This window comes from Streptomyces sp. 351MFTsu5.1, from assembly GCF_000383655.1.
GTDB classification, from domain to species: Bacteria; Actinomycetota; Actinomycetes; order Streptomycetales; family Streptomycetaceae; genus Streptomyces; species Streptomyces griseorubiginosus.
The window spans coordinates 434371-456624 of record NZ_KB911775.1 but is presented as its reverse complement, the minus strand read 5'-3'; the positions used below and the strand labels follow the sequence as shown (position 1 = coordinate 456624).

The window sequence follows — 22254 nt, the reverse complement described above, 5'->3', positions numbered from 1 at the left end:
GGGCTCAGCCCTTCACCAGCAGACCGCGGCTGCGCAGCACCCACCGCTCCAGCGGGCTGAAGATCAGCAGGTCGATCGCGATGCCGACGAACAGGATGAGCAGGATGGCGAGGAAGACCGTGGCCATGCTGCTGTTGGTGCGGCCCACCTCGAGGAGCTGGCCCAGACCCATGCCCATGTCCGGCGACTGGGCGATGATCTCGGCGGCCATCAGCGAACGCCACGAGAACGCCCAGCCCTGCTTCAGACCGGCCACGTAGCCGGGCAGCGCCGCCGGCATCACGATGTGCCAGGTGCCGCGCAGGCCGGTCGCGCCCAGGGTGCGGCCCGCGCGCAGGAACAGCGGGGGCACCTGGTCGACGCCCGACACCAGACCGTTGGCGATCGAGGGGACGGCGCCGAGCAGGATCACCGTGAACATCACCGAGTTGTCCAGGCCCAGCCAGATCACGGCGGGCGCGACCCAGGCGACCGACGGCAGCGACTGGAGACCGGAGAGGATCGGGCCGAACGCGGCGCGGACGAACTTCACCCGAGCCACCACCAGTCCGAGCGGCGTCCCGATGGCGAGCGCCAGCAGGAAGCCGAGCAGACCGCGGGAGACACTGCCCCAGACGTAGTCGAGAAGGGTCCCCTTGAGCCACTGGTCCTCGACCTCGCCCCAGACATCGGCCGGGGACGGCAGCTTCGACGGGTTGTCGACGACCGGGTAGAGCAGGGTCCAGGCCACCAGCACCACGGCGACGGCGATGATGGGCGGCAGGATCTTGTTCTTGAAGGTCTGGCTGAAGGGCGGCCGGCCGGTGGCCGTGGTCTCCAGTGCGTCGAGGCCCGCCTCCACGCTCCCGGCGTCCAGCGCCGGCGTCGTCTCAGTGCTGGCCATGACGGCGGATCTCCCCACGCAGTTCTTCGGTGATCTCACGGGCCAGTTCGGCCACGGGCGCGTCCTCGATGCGACGCGGCTGCGGGATGTCGACCGTCCACTCGCGCGCGATCCGCCCGGGACGGGACGACAGCAGGATCACCCGCTGCGCGAGCCGTACCGCCTCGCGCACGTTGTGCGTGACGAAGAGGACGGACACCCCGGTCTCGGTCCAGATCCGCGTCAGTTCGTCGTGCAGCACGTCCCGGGTGATGGCGTCGAGCGCCGAGAACGGCTCGTCCATCAACAGCAGGTTGCTCTCCTGGGCGAGGGCCCGGGCGAGAGCCGCGCGCTGGCGCATACCGCCCGACAGTTCATGGACGCGCTTGCCGTACGCGCCCTTGAGGCGGACGAGTTCGAGCAGCTGCTCGGTCCTGTCGCGCCGTTCGTTCTTCGGAACTCCCCTGAGCTTGAGGGCGAGTTCGATGTTCTTGCCCGCGGTCAGCCACGGGAAGAGGGCGTGCTCCTGGAACATCAGGGCCGGGCGGCCGTCCGTCGCGATGGCGCCGACGGTCGGCTTGTCCAGTCCGGCCACCAGGTTCAGCAGCGTGGACTTGCCGCAGCCCGAGGCCCCCAGGAGGGTGACGAACTCGCCGGGCGCGACATCGATGCTGATGTCGTCCAGGACGAGCTGCTGCCCGCCCGGTCCTGCGAAGGACTTCGAGACGTGCTCAAGGCGAGCGGCGTACTCCACCGACTCTTCGGCCTTGGCGAGGGTCGTTGCCATGGTCGTCACCTCCTGGGAACTCGTCGGGCGGGTGTCAGCTGGTGCCGAGACCGGCGGCGTCGACCGGGCTGTCGCCCGCTGCCTTGAGGATCTTGTTGAGGATCGTGAGGTCGTAGATGCCCTTCAGGTCCGGCTTCTCCAGCAGGCCCGCCTTCACCGCGTGCTCAGCCTCGGTGTTGAGGCTGGCGGCCAGCGGGTCGTCGGTGAACTGGATGGACTTCCACGCCGGGTCCAGGACGTTCGCCTTGAGCGCCTTGCCGGAGTCGGCCTCCAGCTGCCTGTTGGCCGCGGCCTTCGCCTGGTCGGGGTTGGCGTTGATCCACTTGTTGGCCTCGACCGAGGCCTTCAGGACCGCCTCGACCGCCTTCGGGTGCTCCTTGAGGAAGGCCTGCCGCACGATGATGTTCGTGATCACGAACTTCTTGTCCGGCCACAGCGACGCCTCGTCGAGCAGCACCTTGCCACCCTCCGCGACCAGCTTGGACGCGGTCGGCTCCGGCACCCAGGCGCCGTCGATGGCGCCGGACGCGTAGGCGTCAGGGGTGATCTTGTTGTCGGTGCGGACCACCGACACATCGCCCTTGCCGGTGTTCGCGTCGACCTTCCAGCCCCGGTCGGCGATCCAGTTGAGGAACGCCACGTCCTGGGTGTTGCCCAGCTGCGGGGTCGCGATCTTCTTGCCCTTGACGTCCTCGAGGGACTTGATCTTCTTAGGGTTGACGACCAGCTTCACGCCGCCCGACGCCGAACCGCCGATGATGCGCAGGTTGGTGCCGTTCGCCTTGGTGTAACCGTTGATCGCCGGGGACGGACCGATCCAGCCGATGTCGATGGAGCCGGAGTTGAGTGCCTCGATCTCCGAAGGACCGGCGTTGAAGATCTGGTACGCGGCCTTGGTGGCGCCCAGTTCCTTCTGGAACAGGCCCTGCTGACGGGCGACGAGCGCGGTGCCGTGCGTCAGGTTGCCGAAGTAGCCGATCTTGACGGAGTCGAGGCCGTCGATCTTCGACGATCCGGCGGCGACCTTCTCCTTGGCGTTGTCGGTCGTGGCCTCGGAGCCGTAACCGCAGGCGGCGAGGGTGAGAAGCGGGAGCGCGGCGATGACCGCCAGGGAGCGGCGACGAACTGATGGAGCAGGCACGGGAGGTGTTCCTCTCGGAGGCCCGGCGGTCACGGTCTCTCAGGTCGTGGCCGGGAGGTCGGCAGGTCTGCGTCTACGGCTGTGGGGGGACGGGGCGCGCAAGCGGTGCGCGTACGTCAACGCACACATCGCGCCACTCCGCCCTGCCCGCTGCCGAGCGCGCCGCTGCCTACGCGGCCGCCCTCCTTCGCGAACGTGGACCAGTAGTCGGTGGAGTTCATGTCAGAAGTCCCACCCGTCGTCCTCGGACTCGTCCTTGACGGGCTCCGGGGACGCGAACGACTCGCCGACCATGCCCGCGGTGAGCGTGGTGCCGTCGTTCGGGTCGATGAGGATGAACGAACCGGTGCGCCGCGAGTCCGAGTAGGAGTCGACCGGCAGCGGCTCGGCGGTACGGATCTTCACGCGGCCGATGTCGTTGGCGACGAGCTGTCCCGGGTGCGGGTGCAGGGACAGGTCGTCGAGCGTGAGCCGGGACGGGATGTCCTTGACGATCGCCTTGACCGTGCGGGTGCCGTGCTTGAGCAGGACCCGGTGCCCGACGGTCAGCGGTGCGTCGGCCACGTGGCAGACGGTCGCCTCGATGTCCTGGGTGGTCGGCGGGGCGTCCTTGCTGGGCACCAGCAGGTCGCCGCGCGAGATGTCGATGTCGTCCTCCAGGAGGATCGTCACCGACTGGGTGGTCCAGGCGACGTCGACCGGCTCACCGAGCAGGTCGATGCCGGCGATCTTCGTGGAGCGGCCCGAGGGCAGCACCGTGATCTGCTCGCCGACCCGGAAGGAACCGGCGGCGATCTGACCGGCGTACCCCCGGTAGTCCGGGTGTTCCGCGGTCTGCGGCCGGATCACGTACTGCACGGGCAGGCGCGCGTGGCAGTGGGAGAGGTCGTGGGTGACCGGGACCGTCTCCAGGTGCTCCAGGACGGTCGGGCCGCCGTACCAGTCCATGTTCGCGGACGGCTCCACCACGTTGTCCCCGGCGAGCGCCGAGATCGGGATCGCGGTGACCTCCGGGACGCCCAGCTCGGTCGCGTACGCCGTGAACTCCTCGGCGATCGCGGCGAAGACGGGCTCGGCGTAGTCGACGAGGTCCATCTTGTTGACGGCGAGGACCACGTGCGGGACCCGGAGCAGTGCGGCGAGGGCCGCGTGCCGGCGGGTCTGCTCGACGACGCCGTTGCGCGCGTCGATGAGGATGACTGTGAGCTCGGCCGTGGAGGCACCCGTCACCATGTTGCGGGTGTACTGCACGTGGCCGGGGGTGTCGGCGAGGATGAACCGCCTGCGCGGGGTGGCGAAGTAGCGGTAGGCCACGTCGATGGTGATGCCCTGCTCGCGCTCGGCCCGCAGACCGTCGGTGAGCAGCGCGAGGTCGGGCGCGTCCTGCCCCCGGCTCAGCGAGGCGCGCTCCACGGCCTCCAACTGGTCGGTGAGGACCGACTTGGAGTCGTGCAGCAGCCGTCCGACCAGGGTGGACTTGCCGTCGTCGACGGAGCCCGCGGTCGCGAACCGCAGCAGGGTCGTCTCCGAGAGCACCTCGGAAGTGGTCGTGCTCATCTCTAGAAGTACCCCTCGCGCTTACGGTCTTCCATCGCGGCCTCGGACATCTTGTCGTCGGCGCGGGTGGCACCCCGCTCGGTGAGCCGGGAGGCGGCGATCTCGGTGATGACCTGCTCGAGCGTCACCGCGTCGGAGTCGACGGCACCCGTGCAGGACATGTCCCCGACGGTCCGGTAGCGCACCAGTCGCTTCTCCACCGTCTCGCCGTCCTTGGGCCCGCCCCACTCACCGGCCGTCAGCCACATGCCGCTGCGCGAGAACACCTCGCGCTCGTGGGCGAAGTAGATCTCCGGCAGCTCGATGCCCTCGCGGGCGATGTACTGCCAGACGTCCAGCTCGGTCCAGTTGGACAGCGGGAAGACACGGACGTGCTCACCGGGTGCGTGGCGGCCGTTGTACAGGTTCCACAGCTCGGGGCGCTGGCGGCGCGGGTCCCACTGCGAGAACTCGTCCCGCAGCGAGAACACCCGCTCCTTGGCGCGGGCCTTCTCCTCGTCGCGGCGGCCACCGCCGAACACCGCGTCGAACTTCTCCGCCTGGATCTTCTCGGTCAGGGGGAGGGTCTGGAGCGGGTTGCGGGTCCCGTCCGGACGCTCCTTCAGCACACCGCGATCGATGTAGTCCTGTACGGAGGCCACATGGAGGCGCAGCCCATGGGCGGCGACCACACGGTCCCGGTACTCCAGGACCTCGGGGAAGTTGTGCCCGGTGTCCACGTGCAGCAGCGAGAAGGGGACCGCGGCGGGCGCGAACGCCTTCAGCGCCAGGTGCAGCATGACGATGGAGTCCTTGCCGCCGGAGAACAGGATCACCGGCCGCTCGAACTCACCCGCCACCTCACGGAAGATGTGCACGGCCTCGGACTCGAGGGCATCCAGGTGGGACAGGGCGTACGGAGCCTCCGTGCCCTCATCCACTGTGGCAACGGTCGTCGTCATGCCAGTCCCCTCTCGGTGAGCAGCGCGTGGACCGCCGCCGCGGACTCCTGGACGGTCTGGTGCTGCGACTCGATCCGCAGGTCGGGCGACTCGGGCTGCTCGTAGGGGTCGTCGACCCCGGTCAGCCCGGACAGCTCGCCCGCGGCCTGCTTGGCGTACAGGCCCTTCACATCGCGTACGGAGCACACCTCGACCGGAGTCGCCACGTGCACCTCGATGTACGCGGTGCCGCTCTCCTGGTGGCGCTTGCGCACCGCCTCACGGCTGTCGGCGTACGGCGCGATGACCGGGACCAGCGCCTTGACGCCGTTGCGGGCGAGCAGTTCGGCGAGGAAGCCGATGCGCTGCACGTTGGTGTGCCGGTCCTCGCGGCTGAAGCCGAGGCCCGCGGAGATGAACTCGCGGATCTCGTCGCCGTCGAGCACCTCGACGAGGTGGCCCTCCTCGCGCAGCCGGCCTGCCAGCTCGTACGCGATGGTGGTCTTGCCGGCACTCGGCAGACCCGTGAGCCAGACGGTGGCTCCGGTCGTCACGTGCAACTCCTCGATAGATGTCGTCATCCGTGCAGCCCGCACTCGGTCTTGGAACGCCCGGCCCAGCGGCCGGCGCGCGCGTCCTCGCCCTCCAGGACTCGGCGGGTGCAGGGGGCGCAGCCGACGGACGCGTAACCGTCCATCAGCAGCGGGTTGGTGAGCACGCCGTGCTCCTGGACGTACGCGTCCACGTCGTCCTGGGTCCAGCGGGCGATCGGCGAGATCTTGACCTTCTGCCGCTTTTCGTCCCAGCCGACCACCGGGGTGTTCGCCCGGGTCGGGGACTCGTCGCGGCGCAGTCCGGTCGCCCAGGCCACGTAGTCCTTCAGGCCCCGCTCCAGCGGCTCGACCTTGCGCAGCTTGCAGCACAGGTCGGGGTCGCGGTCGTGCAGCTTGGGGCCGTACTCGGCGTCCTGCTCGGCGACCGTCTGACGCGGGGTCAGCGTGATGACGTTGACGTCCATCACGGCCTCGACCGCGTCCCGGGTGCCGATGGTCTCCTCGAAGTGGTAGCCGGTGTCGAGGAAGACGACGTCCACGCCCTTCCTCGCGCGGGACGCGAGGTGGGCGACCACCGCGTCCTCCATCGACGAGGTCACGCAGAAACGCTCGCCGAAGGTGTCGACGGCCCACTGGAGGATCTCCAGCGCGGAGGCGTCCTCCAGGTCGCGGCCCGCCTGCTCGGCGAGGGCCTTGAGGTCGTCGGTCGTGCGCTCTTCCTGAGTCGCGGTCATATCTGGTCTCCCCCTGCTTCGGGCTGCTGAAGGCCCCGGGCGAGCAGCCCGAGGAACTTCAACTGGAATGCGCGGTTGCAGGCCGCGCATTCCCAGGCGCCGTGGCCCTGTTCGGAGGGACGGAGGTCCTCGTCGCCGCAGTAGGGGCAGTAGAAGGGGGCGGCCCGCTCGCTCACGACAGGGCCTCCTCGCTGGCACGCGAGGCCCAGGCGGCGAACCGCTCGCCGTCCTCACGCTCGGCCTGGAACCGCTTCAGGACCCGCTCGACGTAGTCGGGCAGCTCCTCGGACGTGACCTTCAGGCCACGCACCTTGCGGCCGAACCCGGCCTCCAGACCGAGCGCGCCGCCCAGGTGCACCTGGTAGCCCTCCACCTGCTCGCCCTTGTCGTTGAGGACCAGCTGGCCCTTGAGACCGATGTCCGCCACCTGGATACGGGCGCAGGCGTTCGGGCAGCCGTTGAGGTTGATCGTGAGCGGCTCGTCGAACTCCGGGATCCGGCGCTCGAGTTCGTCGATCAGCGCGGCGCCGCGCGCCTTGGTCTCGACGATGGCGAGCTTGCAGTACTCGATGCCGGTGCAGGCCATGGTGCCGCGCCGGAACGGGGAGGGCTTGGCCGTGAGGTCCAGCGCTTCCAGGGCCTCGACGAGCGGCTGGACCTGCGCCTCCTCGACATCGAGGATGATCATCTTCTGCTCGACGGTGGTCCGCACCCGGCCCGAGCCGTGGGCCTCCGCGGCTGCGGCGATCTTCGTCAGGGTGGCACCGTCGACGCGGCCGACGCGCGGGGCGAAGCCGACGTAGAAGCGGCCGTCCTTCTGCCGGTGCACGCCGACGTGGTCGCGCCAGCGGCCCGAGGGCTCGGCGGGCGCGGGACCGTCGACCAGCTTGCGCTCCAGGTAGTCGTCCTCCAGGACCTGGCGGAACTTCTCCGGGCCCCAGTCGGCGACGAGGAACTTCAGCCGGGCACGCGTGCGCAGCCGCCGGTAACCCCAGTCACGGAAGATGCCGACCACACCGGCCCACACCTCGGGCACCTCGTCCAACGGCACCCAGGCGCCGAGCCGGACGCCGAGCTTCGGGTTGGTGGACAGGCCGCCGCCGACCCACAGGTCGAAGCCGGGGCCGTGCTCGGGGTGCTCGACGCCGACGAAGGCGATGTCGTTGATCTCGTGGACCACGTCCAGGAGCGGGGAGCCGGAGATCGCCGTCTTGAACTTGCGGGGCAGGTTGGAGAACTCCTTGCTGCCGATGTACCGCTCGTGGATCTCGTCGATGGCCGACGTGCCGTCGATGATCTCGTCCTCGGCGATGCCGGCGACGGGTGAGCCGATGATCACGCGCGGGGTGTCGCCGCAGGCCTCGGTCGTGGACAGACCGACCGCCTCCAGGCGGTTCCAGATCTCCGGGACGTCCTCGATGCGGATCCAGTGCAGCTGGATGTTCTGCCGGTCGGTGATGTCCGCGCTGCCGCGGGCGAACTCCTCCGAGATCTCGCCGATGACGCGCAGCTGCCGGGTGGTGAGGCGTCCGCCGTCGATCCGCACCCGCAGCATGAAGTACTTGTCGTCCAGCTCCTCCGGCTCCAGGATCGCGGTCTTGCCGCCGTCGATCCCGGGCTTGCGCTGGGTGTAGAGGCCCCACCAGCGCATCCGGCCGCGCAGGTCGTTGGGGTCGATCGAGTCGAAGCCGCGCTTCGAGTAGATCGTCTCAATGCGTGTCCGCACATTGAGACCGTCGTCGTCCTTCTTGAACTGCTCGTTGCCGTTGAGCGGGGTGTGGTGCCCCGCGGCCCACTGACCCTCACCGCGGTGACGGCTCACCTTGCGGCGGGGCGCTGCGGCAGCAGGGTTCTGCGGGGTGGCGGCCATGGTTGTTACGTCCTTCGGGACAGGCGGAAAGCGGCTCTTACCTGCGCGTACGGGCGCATGGGTATACCTGCGCGTCGTTGCGCGGAGAGGAGAACGAGAGGGGGTACCGGGTGACGCTGCGGCTCGTCAGCGCACCGGACAGATGGCGCTGGACATGCGGCCGAGGTCGACGTGCCGCCGACTCACCAAGGCAATTCCAGTTCCAGACATGACGGAAGCGTGTCACGGCGATCTGGACACAGTCCAGCTTTATCCGCCATGTGGACACCCTTGTCTCGCCAGGCGAGACAAGGGTGTCCTTGGTCACAAAGATCGCGAGACCTCTTGTTCCCGCAGGTCAGGCCGGGTAAGCCCCCGGCCAGGGCCCTGGCGTGGGTACCTCCGCCTCCTCCTCGACCTTGGTGTCGAAGAGCTTGAAGCCACGGCGCTGGTAGTTGTCCATCGCGTGCTCGCCGTCCTTGCTGCACGTATGCAGCCACACCCGCTTGGTGTCCGTCAGCCCCGGCCAGCGGTCCGCGAGGTCCCAGGCGCGGGCGGCGCCGTACGAGAGGAGGTGCCCGCCGATCCGCCGGCCGCGGAAGGCCGGGACCAGGCCGAAGTAGACGATCTCCACCACCCCGTCGTCCTGGGGCTCCAGCTCCACGTAACCGGCGGGGGTGCCGCGGTCGTAGGCGACCCAGGTCTCCACACCCGGCCGCTCCAGGTGCTCCCGCCACCGCGCGTACGTCCAGGAGAGCCGGTCGGTCCAGCGGATGTCGCCGCCCACGGAGGCGTACAGGTAGCGGCTGAACTCGGGGGAGGGGACTTCCGCGCGATGGATGCGGACGTCGCCCTCCGGGGGCTCGGCCGGGAGGAGGTCGGTCGGGGCGGTCTGTTCCAGGGACCAGGTGGTCACGGCGATGTTCGGCATGGAGGCCAGGGAACCATCTGCGCCGGAGATCTGTCGATCGAGGCCAGGGCCCGGCTAGCCCAGGGACGCGTCGATCGCGGTCAGCGGCAGCGCGAACAGCACTCGGCGCGACTGCGACCACACCTCACCGGTCTGCTCCCAGTACGACAGCGACTCCGACTCCCCGCTCCAGCAGTTGCGGGACTCGTCCGTGCCGCAGCGGGCGGCCTTGGCGGGGCCGGAGGTGGTCTGGCGCCACAGGGTGCCGTGATCACCCTCGGTGCCGGCCGCCCGGCTCAGGTACCACCGGGAGTCGTACGACAGGACCGGCCCTGACCCGGAGGCCTTGGTGACGTAGGCGTCGTGCACGCGCGCGTAGTCCCCGGCGTCGGTGGCCAGCAGCCCGGCGCGGCCGGCGGCACCGCTGAAGTCGTACCGCCACAGTCGCGTGCCCCGGTCGTCGCCCGAGGACACCCACTCGCTCGCGACCAGGGAGTCCGGGGCGGTGCTGCGGTCCAGCGAGAGGTAGTCGGGTCGTGCGCCGCCCGTGTCGCCTCCGGTCAGGCGGTAGGAGCCGACCGCGGGCAGCACCCACTGGGCGCCGTGCGCCGACCAGCCGCCGCGCACCTTGCCGACCGCGTCGCTGCGGACGCCGGCCCGCTGGATCCGGTTGATGTCGTACACGTACAGCGCGTCGCCGCCGTCGCCGCTCGCGGTCACCAGCAGCTTGTTCTGGTACCAGACCATGCCGGAGACCTGGGAGACCAGCCCACGGTAGTCGCGTCCGCCGTCGACCGGGACGGCCAGCAGGACCCAGGAGTAGGTGGGACGGCTCATGTCGTCGGCGTCCACGAAGGCGACCCGGGCCAGGCCCCCGCCCTGCGCCGCGGTGCCGGTGCGGCTCCACGCGGAGAGGATCACCCGGTGGGTGCCCCAGGCACCGTCGTCGTCGGCGTCCCCGGAGGTGGTGACCGCGCCGGCCCGCCAGGACCGGGTGTCGGCGGCGTCCCAGCAGTACGCGGCGGTGGCGCTCGGCGCCACCGGCAGTGCCTCGCGCTCGCCGGCCGTGCAGTCGATCGCGTCGCGCAGGCTCCGGTCGGCGGAGTCGAGGACCGCGGAGACACCGACGGGGCGTCCCATCGCGGCGGAGAGCCGGTCGAGTGACCGCTCGGGGACCAGGGATTCCCTCAGTCGCAGCGAGGTGGTCTCGGAGGGGGAGCCGAGGGACTTCAACTCCCCGGGATTGGCGGCCACGGTGGCCTGGGAGGCACTGATCATGGTGGCGGCGGCGGTCAGCGCGAGAGCGGTGCCGGCCAGGAAGGCGCGCAGGGCTCGACCACGCCTCCGCCTGCGGTGTCTGCCACGATGCTTCATACGTCCTCCCGAGGCGGGCCAACTGCGCCTGATGATCCGTACGTTGACCGAGGAGCAGGTGGGGTGGCCCGTAGAGCGATGCTACGGCAGTACGGCGCGGTTGGAGGCGAAGACCGTGCAATTATGCGGGAGATACGCCCGGATCGAGGGTTTTCACTCGGTCTCGGTGACGGCGCGGGCCCCGAGCACGGCCGGGGCCGTCGAGTGCGGCAGCAGGTCGGCGGGACTCTCCGGAAGCAGCACCTCCACCTCCGCTTCCTCGCAGAAACGATACGGCCGATGCTCCAGGAAGGCCCCGAGGTACCGCCGTACTCGGGACATCTCCGCCCGTACCGTCACCGTACGGACCGGATCGCCGAACATGTCCTCGGCCAGGCCCGCCGCGGTGCGGCCCGAGCGGTGCAGGGCGAGCAGATAGAGCAACTCGGCATGCCGGGGGCTCAGTTCGTGACTCCAGGCGACCGCGCCGCCCCCCGCCGTCACGGTCACCGTCCAGCGGCGGGGGTGCGCGAGATCGAGGACGATCCGGGTGACGCCGGGCGGCTCCGGCTGGTCGGCGGCCCGGATCAACCAGCCGCCCGCCAGCGGCTCCAGCGTGCACAGACCGAGCGCGGGCAGCCAACGGCGTCCCGGCGACGGCGATTTGGGCAGCGCGATCCGGTTCGGGTACGGCATTCCGGTCACCGCCGCCGTCCAGCCGTCCCGGTCCACCACCAGGGCCCTGCCGGTGAGCCGGGCGAGCACCGGCGACGCCACGGCCCGCAGGTGCTCCAGCGAGGTCAGATGCAGCTCGCGCAGCCGCGCCTCGGCGAGCTTGGCCACCGAGTCGACCCAGGCGAGCGTGGCCGGATGCATGGTGTCCAGCGGCCCGCTCACGTCGACCACCCCGATCAGGCGGCCGTCCCGCGGATCCTTGATGGGGGCGCCGGTGCAGGTCCAGGAGGTCTGCGAGCGCACGAAGTGCTCGGAGGCGAACACCTGCACGGGGTGGCCCACCACCACCGGGGTGCCGATGCCGTTCGTGCCGACGACGCTCTCCCGCCAGTCGGCGCCGAGTTCGAAGCCGGTGCCGTCGGCCTTGCGCAGCACCGGCGAACTGCCCTCCCGCCACAGCACCCGGCCGTCCTCGTCGGCGACGACCATGATGTGGTGGGCGACGTCCGCGACCGCCAGCAGTCCGTCCCTGAGAACGGGCAGGACGTGCCGGAGCCGGGTGTCCTCCCGGCGCCGCTGGACCTCCTCAGGAGACAGCAGCCCTGACCGGAAATCGTGGTCGGGGTCAACGCCACCGCGCAGCATGCGACTCCAGGACTCCTCGATCACCGGACGCGGGGCGAGCGGGGCGGGCCGGCCGGACAGGGTGGCGGAGCGGACCTCGCTCAGCACCCTGGCCGCGCGAGCCGAGTCCACGGCGGCCAGGCGGGTCACATGGGTCGGCGAGATCGGCACGGGTCCGCCCTCCGTCCGTCGTGGCTGTGCGTCGTGACCGGCTGTCTTGACTGTCCGTCCAATAGTGCCGCTCGCGTCCGGGGAACGAGGACGGTCCGGCCACAGTCACCAGGAAGTTGCAACCCCCTGCAACCCTGGTGGTGCGCCCCGGCCTGGTTGAAACTTGAGCGGACGTCGTCTCGCAGCGGCGTTTTTCGGCCTGTGGGCCATCACGGGGGTGGTGCCGTGTCGGCGCAGCACCACCCCCGTCTCCGACGGTTGGGCCGGGCGCCTACGGTTGTGCCTCGTTGGGTGCGTTTGCGGCTGCGGGCCGGTGGGGGCTTGTCGCGCCCACGCGGCGGAGCCGCACATCGACACAGCCCCGCGCCCCTGTCGGGCTCAGGCCTGCGGCCCGGCCCGGTCCACCACCTTCGCCAGATCGAGCGCGGCGGGCAGGGTGCCGAAGGCCGTGCCCCCGTCCCCGCCCAGGCGGGACGCGCAAAAGGCGTCGGCGACCTCCGGTGGGGCGTGGCGGACCAGCAGGGAGCCCTGGAGGACCAGGGCCAGGCGTTCGGTGAGGTGTCTGGCCCGGCCCTCGATGCCCTCCAGGTCGGCCAGTTCCGTGAAGAGGCTCTTGACGGCGGCGTCCAGGCGGTGGTCGGCGCCCCGGGTGCGGCCGATCTCCAGGAGGTAGGCGTTCAGGGCCTGCGGTTCCCGCCCGAGGGCCCGTACGACGTCCAGGGCCTGGACGTTGCCGGCACCCTCCCAGACCGAGTTCAGCGGTGACTCACGGACCAGGCGGGGGAGGCCCGACTCCTCGACGTAGCCGTTGCCGCCCAGGCACTCCGCGGCCTCCGTGACGAGGGGTGTGCAGCGCTTGGTGATCCAGTACTTCGCCACCGGTACCGCGATCCTGAGGAAGGCGCGCTCCTGCTCGTCGCCCTTGTCGTAGGCGGCCGCCAGCCGCAGCGCGAGGGTGGTCGCCGCCTCGGACTCCAGGGCCAGGTCGGCCAGGACGTTGCGCATCAGGGGCTTGTCGACGAGTTTGCCGCCGAAGGCCTCGCGGTGCGTGCAGTGGTGGATCGCCTGGGCCACGGCCTGGCGCATCAGGCCCGCCGAGCCGAGGGCGCAGTCCAGCCGGGTCGCCGCGACCATCTCGATGATGGTGCGGACGCCGCGGCCCTCGTCCCCGACGCGGCGGGCCCAGGTCCCCTCGAACTCGACCTCGGCGGAGGCGTTGGAGCGGTTGCCGAGCTTGTCCTTCAGGCGCTGGAGGAGGAACGGGTTGCGGGTGCCGTCCTCCAGGACCCGGGGGACCAGGAGGCAGGTGAGTCCGCCGGGGGCCTGGGCGAGGACCAGGAAACCGTCCGACATGGGGGCCGAGCAGAACCACTTGTGGCCGGTGAGCTCGTAGGTCTCGCCGTCGGGGAGGGGGCGGGCGGTCGTCGTGGCCGCCCGGACGTCGCTGCCGCCCTGCTTCTCCGTCATGCCCATCCCGAACAGCGCCCCCGCCTTGAGGTGGGCGGGCCGCAGCTCGCGGTCGTAGACCATGGAGGTGAGCCTGGGCTCCCACTCGGCGGCGAGATCGGGGTCGGTGCGCAGGGCGGGTACCGCCGCGTGGGTCATCGACAGGGGGCAGCAGTTGCCCGCGTCGACCTGTGTCCACAGCAGGAAGGCGGCCGCGCGTCGTACGTGTCCGCCGGGGCGGGCCCAGGCGGCGGTCAGGCCCGCGGAGACGCCCTTGCCGAGGACGCGGTGCCAGGCGGGATGGAACTCGACCTCGTCGACACGGTGGCCGTGGCGGTCGTGGGTGCGCAGCCGGGGCGGGTTCTCGTTGGCCTGGGCACCCCATTCCTGCACCTGCGCGGAGCCGCAGGCCCGGCCGAGCGCCGACAGCTCGCCGTCGACCTCGTCGAGCAGGTCCGGGTCGAGATGCCGTGCCACGGCCTCCTTCAGCGCGAGGTCGGCGCCGTAGACGTCGTAGCCGATCAGAGGCGGGGGCTGGTTGGTCACGGTGTGCGTGGTGCCTGCCATGCCTGCGAAAGTACCCCGGGGTGCGGGGTGGGTCACATGACGGACACGGGGGTGGGCGGTGTCGTCTCGGGGGCGGCGGCCGGTTCGGGGCTAGGTCAGGGCCCTGCGGTGTGTGCCCCGCCCCGGGACCGGGGGATGAGTGCACGCTCTCCTGGCGGATACCTTTAGGTCGTGCAGGCAGCAAGCGAATCCCCTCAACAACCCTCCGGGCGGCTCCACCGGGCCCGAGCCCTCTACCGGAACGTATCCAAGCGCAGGACCGCCTGGCTGCTGCTCAAGGACACCGTCAACTCGTGCGTCGAGTACCGCATCCTGGGGCTCGCCGCCGAGGCCGCGTTCTTCTCGCTGCTGTCGGTACCGCCGCTGCTGCTCAGCCTCATCGGCCTGCTCGGCTACGTCGACGACTGGACCGGCACCGACAGCATCAGCAGCCTGGAGGCCAACCTCCTGGCCGCGGCGCGCACGGTCCTGTCCGACAAGGGGGTACGGCAGATCGCGCAGCCGATCCTCGACGACGTGATGAAGGGCGGCCGTCCCGACGTCATCTCCGTCGGCTTCCTCTTCGCCCTGTGGTCCGGGTCGCGTGCGGTCAACGTCTTCATCGACACCATCACCGTCATGTACGGCCTCGACGGCGTCCGGGGCATCGTCAAGACCCGCCTGGTCGCGTTCGCGCTGTTCATCGCGGCGCTGCTGATCGGCTCGGTGGCGCTGCCGCTGATGGTGGCCGGGCCGGACGCGGTGGTGCGGATCGTGCCCTGGTCGGCGACGGTCGTGCAGGTCCTGTACTGGCCCGTGGTGATCATCCTGTCCGTCGCCTTCCTGACGACGCTGTACCACGTGTCCGTCCCGGTGCGCTCACCGTGGATCGAGGACGTCCCCGGCGCCCTGGTGGCCCTGGCGATGTGGGTCCTGGGCAGCTTCCTGCTCCGGATCTACCTCCAGAGCACCATCGAGGGCGCGACGATCTACGGCTCGCTGGCGGCCGCGGTCGCCGTGCTCCTGTGGATCGGCGTCTCGGCCTTCGCGGTCCTGGTGGGCGCGGCCGTCAACGCGGCGATCGACCGCGTCTGGCCGGCCGCGGCGACGGCGGCGGCGCGCGCCGCGAACGAGCGGGTGCGGGAGGCCCAGGTCGCCGAGTACGTGGCCCGCGCGGCGGCGGCCGTCCGGGACACCGAGGTCGACCCGGACGACCCCGACATGCCCTCGGAGTTCCCCGAGCGGTGGTCCCGCTTCCTGCCACCGGAGGACGTGACGTCCCGCCTGCGCACCCACGCGAAGTCGACCCATCCCCCGCACAAGCCGGAGGGGCCCTGACGGGGGCGCGGTGCCAGGTCGGGGCCGACGGGGGCTGAGGCCATCCGCACGGACCGACAGCGCCGTCCCCGAGTGGGGTGACTTTCGTGCCCCGCAAGGGTCCGCGGGCAGGCCGTCGTCCGTACCCGACACGGGGGGCTCCGACTGCACCCCGACGACCTCGCCCTCGCCCGCGGGCCCGGCGCGGCGAGATCGGCAAGAGGGGTGCGCAGGAGCCCCCGGGCGGTCGGCGTCCGGGCGTCCTAGCCTGGGTGGGTGTACACGGAACGGGTGTCCAGGCTTGCCGGTGCCGTCCTCTGGGTCGGGGACGGTGTCGGGCGCGTTCTGCCCGACGGGTGCATGGACCTGCTCTGGAACGACGGGCGGCTGCTGGTCGCGGGCCCCGACACTCGGGCGTACGTCACCGCAGGCGCCCCCGGCACCTGGGCCGGCCTGCGTTTCCAGCCCGGTTCCGCACCCGCCTTCCTCGGCGTCCCCGCGCACGAACTACGGGACCTCCGGGTCGAGTTGGCCGACCTGTGGCCCGCCTCGGAGGTACGGCGGCTGGGGAGCCGTGTCGCCGGGGCGGCCGACCCGGCCACCGCGCTCGAGGACATCGCGCTGGAGCGCGCCACCCCGGCCGACCCCGTCCTGCGCACCCTTGTGGCCTCCCTCGGCGCGGGTCGGCCGGTGGGCGTGACCGCCGATGAACTCGGGCTCGGGGCACGGCAGTTGCACCGCCGATCCCTCGTCGCCTTCGGGTACGGGCCGAAGACGCTGGCCCGGATCCTACGGCTCCAGCGGGCGCTCGCGCTGGCCCGGGCCGGCGTGCCCTACGCGGCGACGGCGGCCCGGTGCGGCTTCGCCGACCAGGCCCATCTCGCCCGGGACGTCAGGGAGTTGACCGGCGTGCCACTGACGCGGCTACTCGCCGCCGGGTAGCGGGGCGTACAGGTCGACGCCGTTGCCGTCGGGGTCGTGCAGGGACGCGTACCGCTGCCCCCACACCGCGTCCCACGGCTTGAGCTCCCCGTGGGCCCCCTCGCCCACCAGCCGCTCGTACACGGCGTCGACCTCGGCGGGGCTGTCGCAGCGCAGGGCGAGGGCGGTGCGGCTGCCTCCTTCCGGGGCCCGCCAGCCGGGGTGGAAGGAGCGGACCGTCTCCTCGGTGTCGAGCATCAGCCGCATCCCGCCCGGGAGTTCGGCCTCGGCGTGCGGCTGGGTCTCGGCGCCTTCGGGGAAGGGGAGACCGAGCCGCCGGTAGAAGGCGACGGACGCGGCCATGTCGGAGGCCACCAGGCCGATGGCGTCGAATCGTGGAGTCATACCGGCACGGTAGACGGGGCTGCCGGGCCAGGTCTTGAAGGAATCGGACACGTCATCCGAAGCTCACCGGGCCGCGCGGGGTGTCCACCGTGAAGGAGAGACCCACCGGGCCCTCGGACAGGCGCAGGTCGGTGCCGACGGCGGCGAGAAGAGGGCGGATCTCGTCCGGGGCCGGGTGGGTCGCCGCGACGGAGAGCAGGGGAGTGCCGGGCAGGCCCGAGGCCGTGGGGTGCGGGGAGGCGCCCCAGTCGATGAGGAACGGGACCAGGCCGGAGGGGTGCTGGGTGACGCCGTCCGTGAGGCGCCACTCCAGGAGGGTGCCGTCGGGGCGGCGGCGGCTCATCGGGCGGATCTCCCCGGGGTCGTAGCCGCGCGACCGGGCGGCGGCAACCGCCGCGTCCAGGTCGGGCGGGCTGATCGCCCAGGTGACGGCGCGGGCGGCGGGCAGCGTGTCCACGGTGAAGGGGCGCGGGCCCGTGGGCTCCGGCTGCTCCGGGTCCGGCCCGATGATCTCCAGATAGGCGGTGCCGCCCAGCCCCACCAGGTGGTTGCGGGTGCCGCGTCCGACATGCACGCCGCCGGGGGCGGGCACGACGCCGGTGCGCCGGGTGAAGTCGGCGACCGTCGCCGCCAGGTCGGGGGTCGCGAGGACCAGATGGTCGAGGCCTGCCGGAATCGCGTTCACCGCGCCGAGGCTACGCACCCGTGACCGCCCGAGGGAACACCCACGGCGGCCTGCGCTCGGGCCGGAGCGCCCGGGCAGGGTGCCGAACCCGTCCCATCCCGACCCGGCGGGTCCCCGTACGTCCCGCGCTCCCGGACCGAGCCGCCGTACACCGGGCGGACCGTCCCCCGCCGGACCGGGGACGCGAGCGGCTCTCGCCGTGCGCACCTCAGCCCTGTGACGCTGTGCCGTGCCGAGCGAAGCGAACCGCCCCAGGGGGAACCACGGGGGGAACCACGGCGGTTCGGAAAGGGAGACATCCATGAGCATGCGCAAGCGGGCCGCCGCGACGGTGACGGCCGTGTTGCTGGGCGCCGGGACCATCGGCCTCGCCGTGGCGCCGGCGGCGGAGGCGGCCCCGTACTACGGGATCGACGGCAACGGAGTCGTCAGCGACGACTTCCAGGACGAGGAGAACCTGGGCGTCGACGACCACGCCACCGGCAACGCCACCGCGCTGTGGCAGTCCGTCCTGTACGCGGACGGCGCCAAGTGGCAGGACGACGACGGGGACTGGCACAACTTCGCCAAGAGCCGGATCGACGGTTCCTTCGGCCCGGAGACCGAGTCGGCCACCCAGTGGTGGCAGGAGCGCTTCGGTCTCACCGACAACGACGGGGTGGTGACCGACCAGAGCTGGGAGTTCGCCCAGCAGTGGCTGCACGGCCCCTTCTCGGGCGGCACCGTCCGCTACGACGGCGACAAGCGGGACGTCGACTTCAAGCGGGTCGGCGGCAAGTACCGGGTGAAGCTGAAGGGCAGGGGAAGCTGGCGCAACGCCTACTACGACCAGGTCGGCTGACCCTTGTCGGCGGGGGAGCGGGAGCGGCCGTGCCGTCACTCGCTCCCCGACGGCCACGCCCACAGCACCCCCGCCACCAGCAGCACGATCACCGCGAACGCCACCAGTGCCGCCGCCCGCCACCGCCGGTGCTCCGGACCGGGCACGGCCGCCGCCACGGCCTGCGGGGCGGCCGCCTCGGGCACCCCGTCCGCCGGGATCCGCGGCGGCACCGAAGGGCCCACCGGGCCGTACGGCCAGACCGGGTCGGCCAGTTCCCACAGCGCGAGCAGCCGTGCCTGGTCCGCGCCCGCCACCCGGCACAGCGCCCGCACCGCACCGCGTGGCGGCTGCTTGGCCCCGCTGAGGTACCGCTGCCAGGACGACTTGCTGTACGCGGTGCGCCGGGCGAGCTCCGCGAGGCTCAGATCCGTGCGGTCCTTGAGCTGCCGCAGCTGCTCGACGAGATGCCGGGCCTCCCTCGGCAGTGCGTCGGGCAGCGGCCGCCAGCGCGTCATGGTCGTCCCCCAAGTGCTCGCCGCCGCCCGGGCCGGGGCGACGGCCCCTCCCCGCCGCACCGTTCGACGCCCGTCCGACCCGGCCAGTTCCCCTCGCCCACGGATGACCGAAGCTGAACGATTCCGACGCACACAGGCCCACGACCAGGGACGCACGCGGACGAACCCGCGGCATAGCCGGGGCGGCTCGGACGTCGGCCAGGGCCGCCCCGCCGACGGCCCCCGCCTCCTCGCGCGCGGCCTGTCCGCGGTCGCACGGCCCGTCCCGCGCGCCGGATGCGCACGGCGCGGCCGGGGAGGGCTGCGGGTCGCCGCGGGCCAGGCGGCCCCGGTCGCGGCGGACGCCGTCTTCGTCCGCTCAGACGGCAGCCGGCGAGCGCACGACAGGCCACCGACGGGGGCTCGGGGTGCCCGGCTTCGACGCTACCCGGGGGGGGGTCTGGTGGCCGGCCCCGACGCCATCGGGGGGTCTGTGGTGCCCGCCTCGCCGCCGCCGAAGGACCCAGGGTGCCCGGCCCCGCCGCCACCGACAGACCCCAGGGTGCCCGAACTCGCTCAGCCGTGCGGCGCCCCCGTGCTCGCCCGTTCCACCAGCCGCGTCGACAGTTCCGTGCGGGTGCTCTCCGGGCGGTCGCCCTCCATCATGCGGACCAGCAGCCGCAGGGCCGTCGCCGCCATTTCCGACAGGGGCTGGCGGACCGTGGTGAGGGCCGGGGTGGCCCAGCGGGCCTCGGGGAGGTCGTCGAACCCCACGACGCTCATGTCGTCCGGCACCTTCAGGCCGCGTTCGGCCAGGGCCGCGTACACGCCGAGCGCCATGCTGTCGGAGCAGACGAAGACCGCGGTGGGCGGTTCGGGCAGGTCCAGGAGTTCCAGCGTGCGGCGGTACGCGGTGCTCTCGTCGAAGCCCGCGAGACGGACGTACTCGGGCCGCTGCGCGACCCCCGCCGCCGCGAGCGCCGAACGGTAGCCGGCCACCCGCGCGCTGCTGCACATCTTGCGCTGGTGACCGGCGACGACCGCGATGCGCTCATGGCCCAGCGCGAGCAGGTGCTCGGTCGCGGTCACTCCGCCCTGCCAGTTCGCCGCGCCCACCGAGACCACGCCCGCCGGCGGCTCCAGGACCGGGTCGATCAGGACGTAGGGGATCCGGTGCTGGTCCAGCCACCCGTACTGCGCCGGCGACAGCTCGGCCAGGTTGAACAGCACGCCCGAGGACCCGCGCCCAGTGAGCTTGTCCAGCCAGCCGCGCTCGGGGCGGCCGGCCCGGTTCCGGGTCAGCCCGGCGGAGACGACCACCTCCAGTCCGGCGTCGTGGGCGGCCGCCTCCACACCGTGCAGCACCGCCCCCGACCAGGAGGTCTCCAGCGAGTGCACGACCAGGTCGACGAGGCCGGACGACTTCGCCGCGTCGAACCTCGGTCTGCGGACGTAGCCCAACCGGTCCAGCGCCTCGGTGACCCGGCGGCGGGTCTCGGGGGCCACGTCCTCGCGGCCGTTGACCACCTTGGAGGCGGTCGGCACCGACACACCCGCCTCCCGGGCCACCACCGCCAGCGTCGGACCGGCCGCCACGCTCGCACTCCCCGTGCGGACCATCGGGAACCACCCTCTCCGGCCCGCCCGAGGGCCATGGAAGTCTCGACCAGCGCGGAAAGGCAAGCGCGAGGCAGCAAGCGCTTCCTACCCTAGGTTCGCCCGGTTGAGTCGGGAAGAGGCCGGGCCCCGCCGACCGCATCCCGACTACGCCGAGCAGCCGCCTTGACGCGCTCTGCACCGGAATACCGGGCCGAAATGTGGTGCTCTGTTGTTCACGGTGCACAAGCGCGCTGAGGAGGCTGGTGGTCACATGGCAGCAGTCCGGACAGATCCCGTGGTCAGCACGCCGTACGGAGCCGTACGCGGCCGCCACGAGGACGGGGTCGCGGTCTTCCGGGGCATCCCCTACGCGTCCCCGCCCTTCGGCCCGAACCGCTTCCGGCCCCCTGTCCCGCCCGAGCCCTGGGACGGTGTCCGCGACACCGCCGACTTCGGGCCGACCGCCCCGAAACCGCCGTACTCCGACGCCTTCGCGCAGTACCTCTCCGACCCGGTCGTCCCCGGCGAGGACTGCCTCAACCTCAACGTCTGGACGCCCGAACCAGGCCCCGGCGCCCGCCTCCCGGTCCTGGTGTGGCTGCACGGCGGTGCCCTGACCAGGGGGTCCTCCGCGGTGCCGGTGTACGACGGACACGCCTTCGCGCGGGACGGCGTGGTGTTCGTCTCGGTCAACTACCGGCTCGGCGTGGAGGGCTACGGCCTCTTCCCGGACGCCCCCGCCAACCCCGGCCTGCGCGACCAGCTCGCCGCCCTGCGCTGGGTCCACGAGACGATCGAGGCCTTTGGCGGCGACCCCGGCCGCGTCACCCTGGCCGGGCAGTCGGCCGGCGCCATCAGCATCGGCGCCCTGCTCGCCGCCCCGCAGGCCCAGGGGCTGTTCCGGCGCGCGGTCCTGCAGAGCGGGCCGCCCGAGGCGAGCGACCGCGACAAGGTACGGCGGATGGTGCGCCGCATGGCGACCCGGCTGAAGGTCCCCGCCACCGCCGCCGCCTTCGCCGAGGTCGACCGCGACCTGCTGCTGCGCACCCAGGCCGAGGTGGGCCGCCTCAGCAGCCCGGTCCTCGGCGGCCCGGCCTTCGGCATCGTGATCGACGGTGACCTCGTGCCCCGCGACCCCCTGGAGGCGCTCGTCGAGGGCTCGGTGGCCAGCGAGGTCGAGCTGATGCTGGGCTGGACCAGCGACGAGTACCGCCTCTGGCTCGTCCCCGGCGGCCTCCTGGAGCGGGTCGACCGGCTCGGCCCGGTCGCCCTCGCCGGTGCGATGGCCCGCTGCCACTGCGGCTCCGAGGTGGTCCGCGGCTACCGCGCCCTGCACCCCGACGCCGGCACCGCCGACATCGTCGGCCAGATGGTCACCGACCACCTCCTGCGCATCCCCCTGCACCGCCTGGCCGAGGCCCGCCCCGGCTCGTCGTACGTCTACGAGTTCGCCTGGCCCTCCCATCTCCCCGACCTCGGCGCCTGCCACGCCCTCGAACTGGGCTTCGTCTTCGACACGGGGGACGTCCCGGAGTCGGCCAAGCTCGCCGGCGAGGGCGCCCCGGCCGAGCTCGCCGCCGCCATGCACGGTGCCTGGGTGCGCTTCGCCACGGACGGCGATCCCGGCTGGCGCCCCTGGGACGCCACGCACCCGGTCCAGGTCTTCGGCAAGGGCGACCCGTACGTCGAGTCCGGCCCTCGGGACCGCGATTTCGCGGTGTGGACGGCGGACACGACCACGAAGGAGACCGCCCCGGTCTCGGAACCGGCGGAGGGCTGGCCGGCCAGGACGGCGGAACTCCGCTCCGTGGTACGGCGGTTGCGGCGGACGGGGCTCGCCCGGCGGCAGCACTGAGGGGGCCGGGCGGGGTCGGCCGACGC

Annotated in this window: 22 protein-coding genes; 4 read left to right on the top strand and 18 right to left on the bottom strand. The window is 72.0% G+C overall.

Translation table 11 applies throughout. The features are described 5' to 3' along the window. Positions 1 to 4 precede the first annotated feature (4 nt). The 14 genes from H295_RS0101985 to H295_RS0101925 form a co-directional block, all read right to left on the bottom strand. Entirely contained in the window at positions 5 to 883 is an 879-nt protein-coding gene (locus tag H295_RS0101985; RefSeq protein ID WP_020133667.1) for an ABC transporter permease, read from the bottom strand. Then, positions 870 to 1649 (bottom strand): ABC transporter ATP-binding protein, encoded by a 780-nt coding sequence (locus tag H295_RS0101980; RefSeq protein ID WP_020133666.1) that lies wholly within the window; start codon positions 1647 to 1649, stop codon positions 870 to 872. Before H295_RS0101980 ends, H295_RS0101985 begins: the two co-directional genes overlap by 14 nt. A gap of 34 nt (positions 1650 to 1683) precedes the next feature. Further along, positions 1684 to 2790 (bottom strand): aliphatic sulfonate ABC transporter substrate-binding protein, encoded by a 1107-nt coding sequence (locus H295_RS0101975; RefSeq protein ID WP_020133665.1) that lies wholly within the window; start codon positions 2788 to 2790, stop codon positions 1684 to 1686. Positions 2791 to 3012: 222 nt separating this feature from the next. Beyond that, positions 3013 to 4347 carry a sulfate adenylyltransferase subunit 1 gene (locus tag H295_RS0101970; protein WP_020133664.1) on the bottom strand — a complete coding sequence of 445 codons (1335 nt, stop codon included), beginning with the start codon at positions 4345 to 4347 and terminating at the stop codon, positions 3013 to 3015. Positions 4348 to 4349: 2 nt separating this feature from the next. Further along, on the bottom strand, positions 4350 to 5288 hold the full coding sequence (gene cysD, locus H295_RS0101965) for a sulfate adenylyltransferase subunit CysD (protein WP_028808963.1): 939 nt from the start codon (positions 5286 to 5288) through the stop codon (positions 4350 to 4352). After that, complete coding sequence (cysC, locus tag H295_RS0101960) at positions 5285 to 5821, bottom strand: adenylyl-sulfate kinase (RefSeq protein WP_020133662.1); 537 nt, start codon at positions 5819 to 5821, stop codon at positions 5285 to 5287. Before cysC ends, cysD begins: the two co-directional genes overlap by 4 nt. A 23-nt stretch (positions 5822 to 5844) precedes the next feature. Next, entirely contained in the window at positions 5845 to 6555 is a 711-nt protein-coding gene (locus tag H295_RS0101955) for a phosphoadenylyl-sulfate reductase (RefSeq protein WP_020133661.1), read from the bottom strand. Beyond that, positions 6552 to 6731 (bottom strand): hypothetical protein, encoded by a 180-nt coding sequence (locus H295_RS0101950; RefSeq protein ID WP_020133660.1) that lies wholly within the window; start codon positions 6729 to 6731, stop codon positions 6552 to 6554. Before H295_RS0101950 ends, H295_RS0101955 begins: the two co-directional genes overlap by 4 nt. Further along, positions 6728 to 8425, bottom strand: a complete 1698-nt coding sequence (locus tag H295_RS0101945) for a nitrite/sulfite reductase (RefSeq protein WP_020133659.1) — start codon at positions 8423 to 8425, stop codon at positions 6728 to 6730. The genes H295_RS0101950 and H295_RS0101945 overlap by 4 nt, the downstream gene beginning before the upstream one ends. A gap of 126 nt (positions 8426 to 8551) precedes the next feature. Further along, positions 8552 to 8635 (bottom strand): putative leader peptide, encoded by an 84-nt coding sequence (locus H295_RS48695; protein WP_349817346.1) that lies wholly within the window; start codon positions 8633 to 8635, stop codon positions 8552 to 8554. 127 nt (positions 8636 to 8762) lie between these two features. After that, the gene (locus H295_RS0101940) at positions 8763 to 9335 is read right to left on the bottom strand and encodes a GNAT family N-acetyltransferase (protein WP_020133658.1); all 573 of its coding nucleotides are present in this window, start codon (positions 9333 to 9335) and stop codon (positions 8763 to 8765) included. A 54-nt stretch (positions 9336 to 9389) separates the two neighbouring features. Next, positions 9390 to 10688 (bottom strand): hypothetical protein, encoded by a 1299-nt coding sequence (locus tag H295_RS0101935; protein WP_020133657.1) that lies wholly within the window; start codon positions 10686 to 10688, stop codon positions 9390 to 9392. Positions 10689 to 10841: 153 nt separating this feature from the next. Continuing rightward, the gene (locus H295_RS0101930) at positions 10842 to 12137 is read right to left on the bottom strand and encodes a GAF domain-containing protein (RefSeq protein ID WP_020133656.1); all 1296 of its coding nucleotides are present in this window, start codon (positions 12135 to 12137) and stop codon (positions 10842 to 10844) included. Positions 12138 to 12515: 378 nt separating this feature from the next. Next, positions 12516 to 14150, bottom strand: coding sequence for an acyl-CoA dehydrogenase family protein (locus tag H295_RS0101925; RefSeq protein WP_020133655.1), 1635 nt, complete (start codon positions 14148 to 14150; stop codon positions 12516 to 12518). A gap of 171 nt (positions 14151 to 14321) precedes the next feature. On the opposite strand from H295_RS0101925, the gene H295_RS0101920 reads away from it, so the two are divergent. After that, positions 14322 to 15467: a YihY/virulence factor BrkB family protein gene (locus tag H295_RS0101920; protein WP_020133654.1), complete on the top strand. Its 1146-nt coding sequence runs from the start codon at positions 14322 to 14324 to the stop codon at positions 15465 to 15467. A gap of 255 nt (positions 15468 to 15722) precedes the next feature. Further along, positions 15723 to 16388 (top strand): helix-turn-helix domain-containing protein, encoded by a 666-nt coding sequence (locus tag H295_RS0101915; RefSeq protein WP_028808962.1) that lies wholly within the window; start codon positions 15723 to 15725, stop codon positions 16386 to 16388. On the opposite strand, the gene H295_RS0101910 is transcribed toward H295_RS0101915, so the two are convergent. Continuing rightward, a complete protein-coding gene (locus H295_RS0101910) occupies positions 16371 to 16772 on the bottom strand; it encodes a VOC family protein (RefSeq protein ID WP_106960750.1) in 402 nt (133 codons plus the stop codon). The genes H295_RS0101915 and H295_RS0101910 overlap by 18 nt on opposite strands. Positions 16773 to 16824: 52 nt before the next feature. Next, a complete protein-coding gene (locus H295_RS0101905) occupies positions 16825 to 17457 on the bottom strand; it encodes a VOC family protein (protein WP_020133651.1) in 633 nt (210 codons plus the stop codon). Positions 17458 to 17758: 301 nt separating this feature from the next. Here H295_RS0101905 and H295_RS0101900 point away from each other — a divergent pair, with 301 nt between their 5' ends. Next, positions 17759 to 18298 (top strand): peptidoglycan-binding domain-containing protein, encoded by a 540-nt coding sequence (locus H295_RS0101900; protein WP_020133650.1) that lies wholly within the window; start codon positions 17759 to 17761, stop codon positions 18296 to 18298. Between the two features lie 35 nt (positions 18299 to 18333). Here H295_RS0101900 and H295_RS0101895 read toward each other — a convergent pair whose 3' ends face one another. Both H295_RS0101895 and H295_RS0101890 read right to left on the bottom strand, forming a co-directional pair. Beyond that, positions 18334 to 18795 carry a helix-turn-helix domain-containing protein gene (locus H295_RS0101895; protein WP_020133649.1) on the bottom strand — a complete coding sequence of 154 codons (462 nt, stop codon included), beginning with the start codon at positions 18793 to 18795 and terminating at the stop codon, positions 18334 to 18336. 555 nt (positions 18796 to 19350) lie between these two features. Next, on the bottom strand, positions 19351 to 20394 hold the full coding sequence (locus H295_RS0101890) for a LacI family DNA-binding transcriptional regulator (RefSeq protein WP_020133648.1): 1044 nt from the start codon (positions 20392 to 20394) through the stop codon (positions 19351 to 19353). Between the two features lie 250 nt (positions 20395 to 20644). Between H295_RS0101890 and H295_RS0101885 the strand changes: the two genes are divergently transcribed. After that, positions 20645 to 22228: a carboxylesterase/lipase family protein gene (locus H295_RS0101885; RefSeq protein ID WP_078616537.1), complete on the top strand. Its 1584-nt coding sequence runs from the start codon at positions 20645 to 20647 to the stop codon at positions 22226 to 22228. The last annotated feature ends 26 nt before the right edge of the window (positions 22229 to 22254 follow it).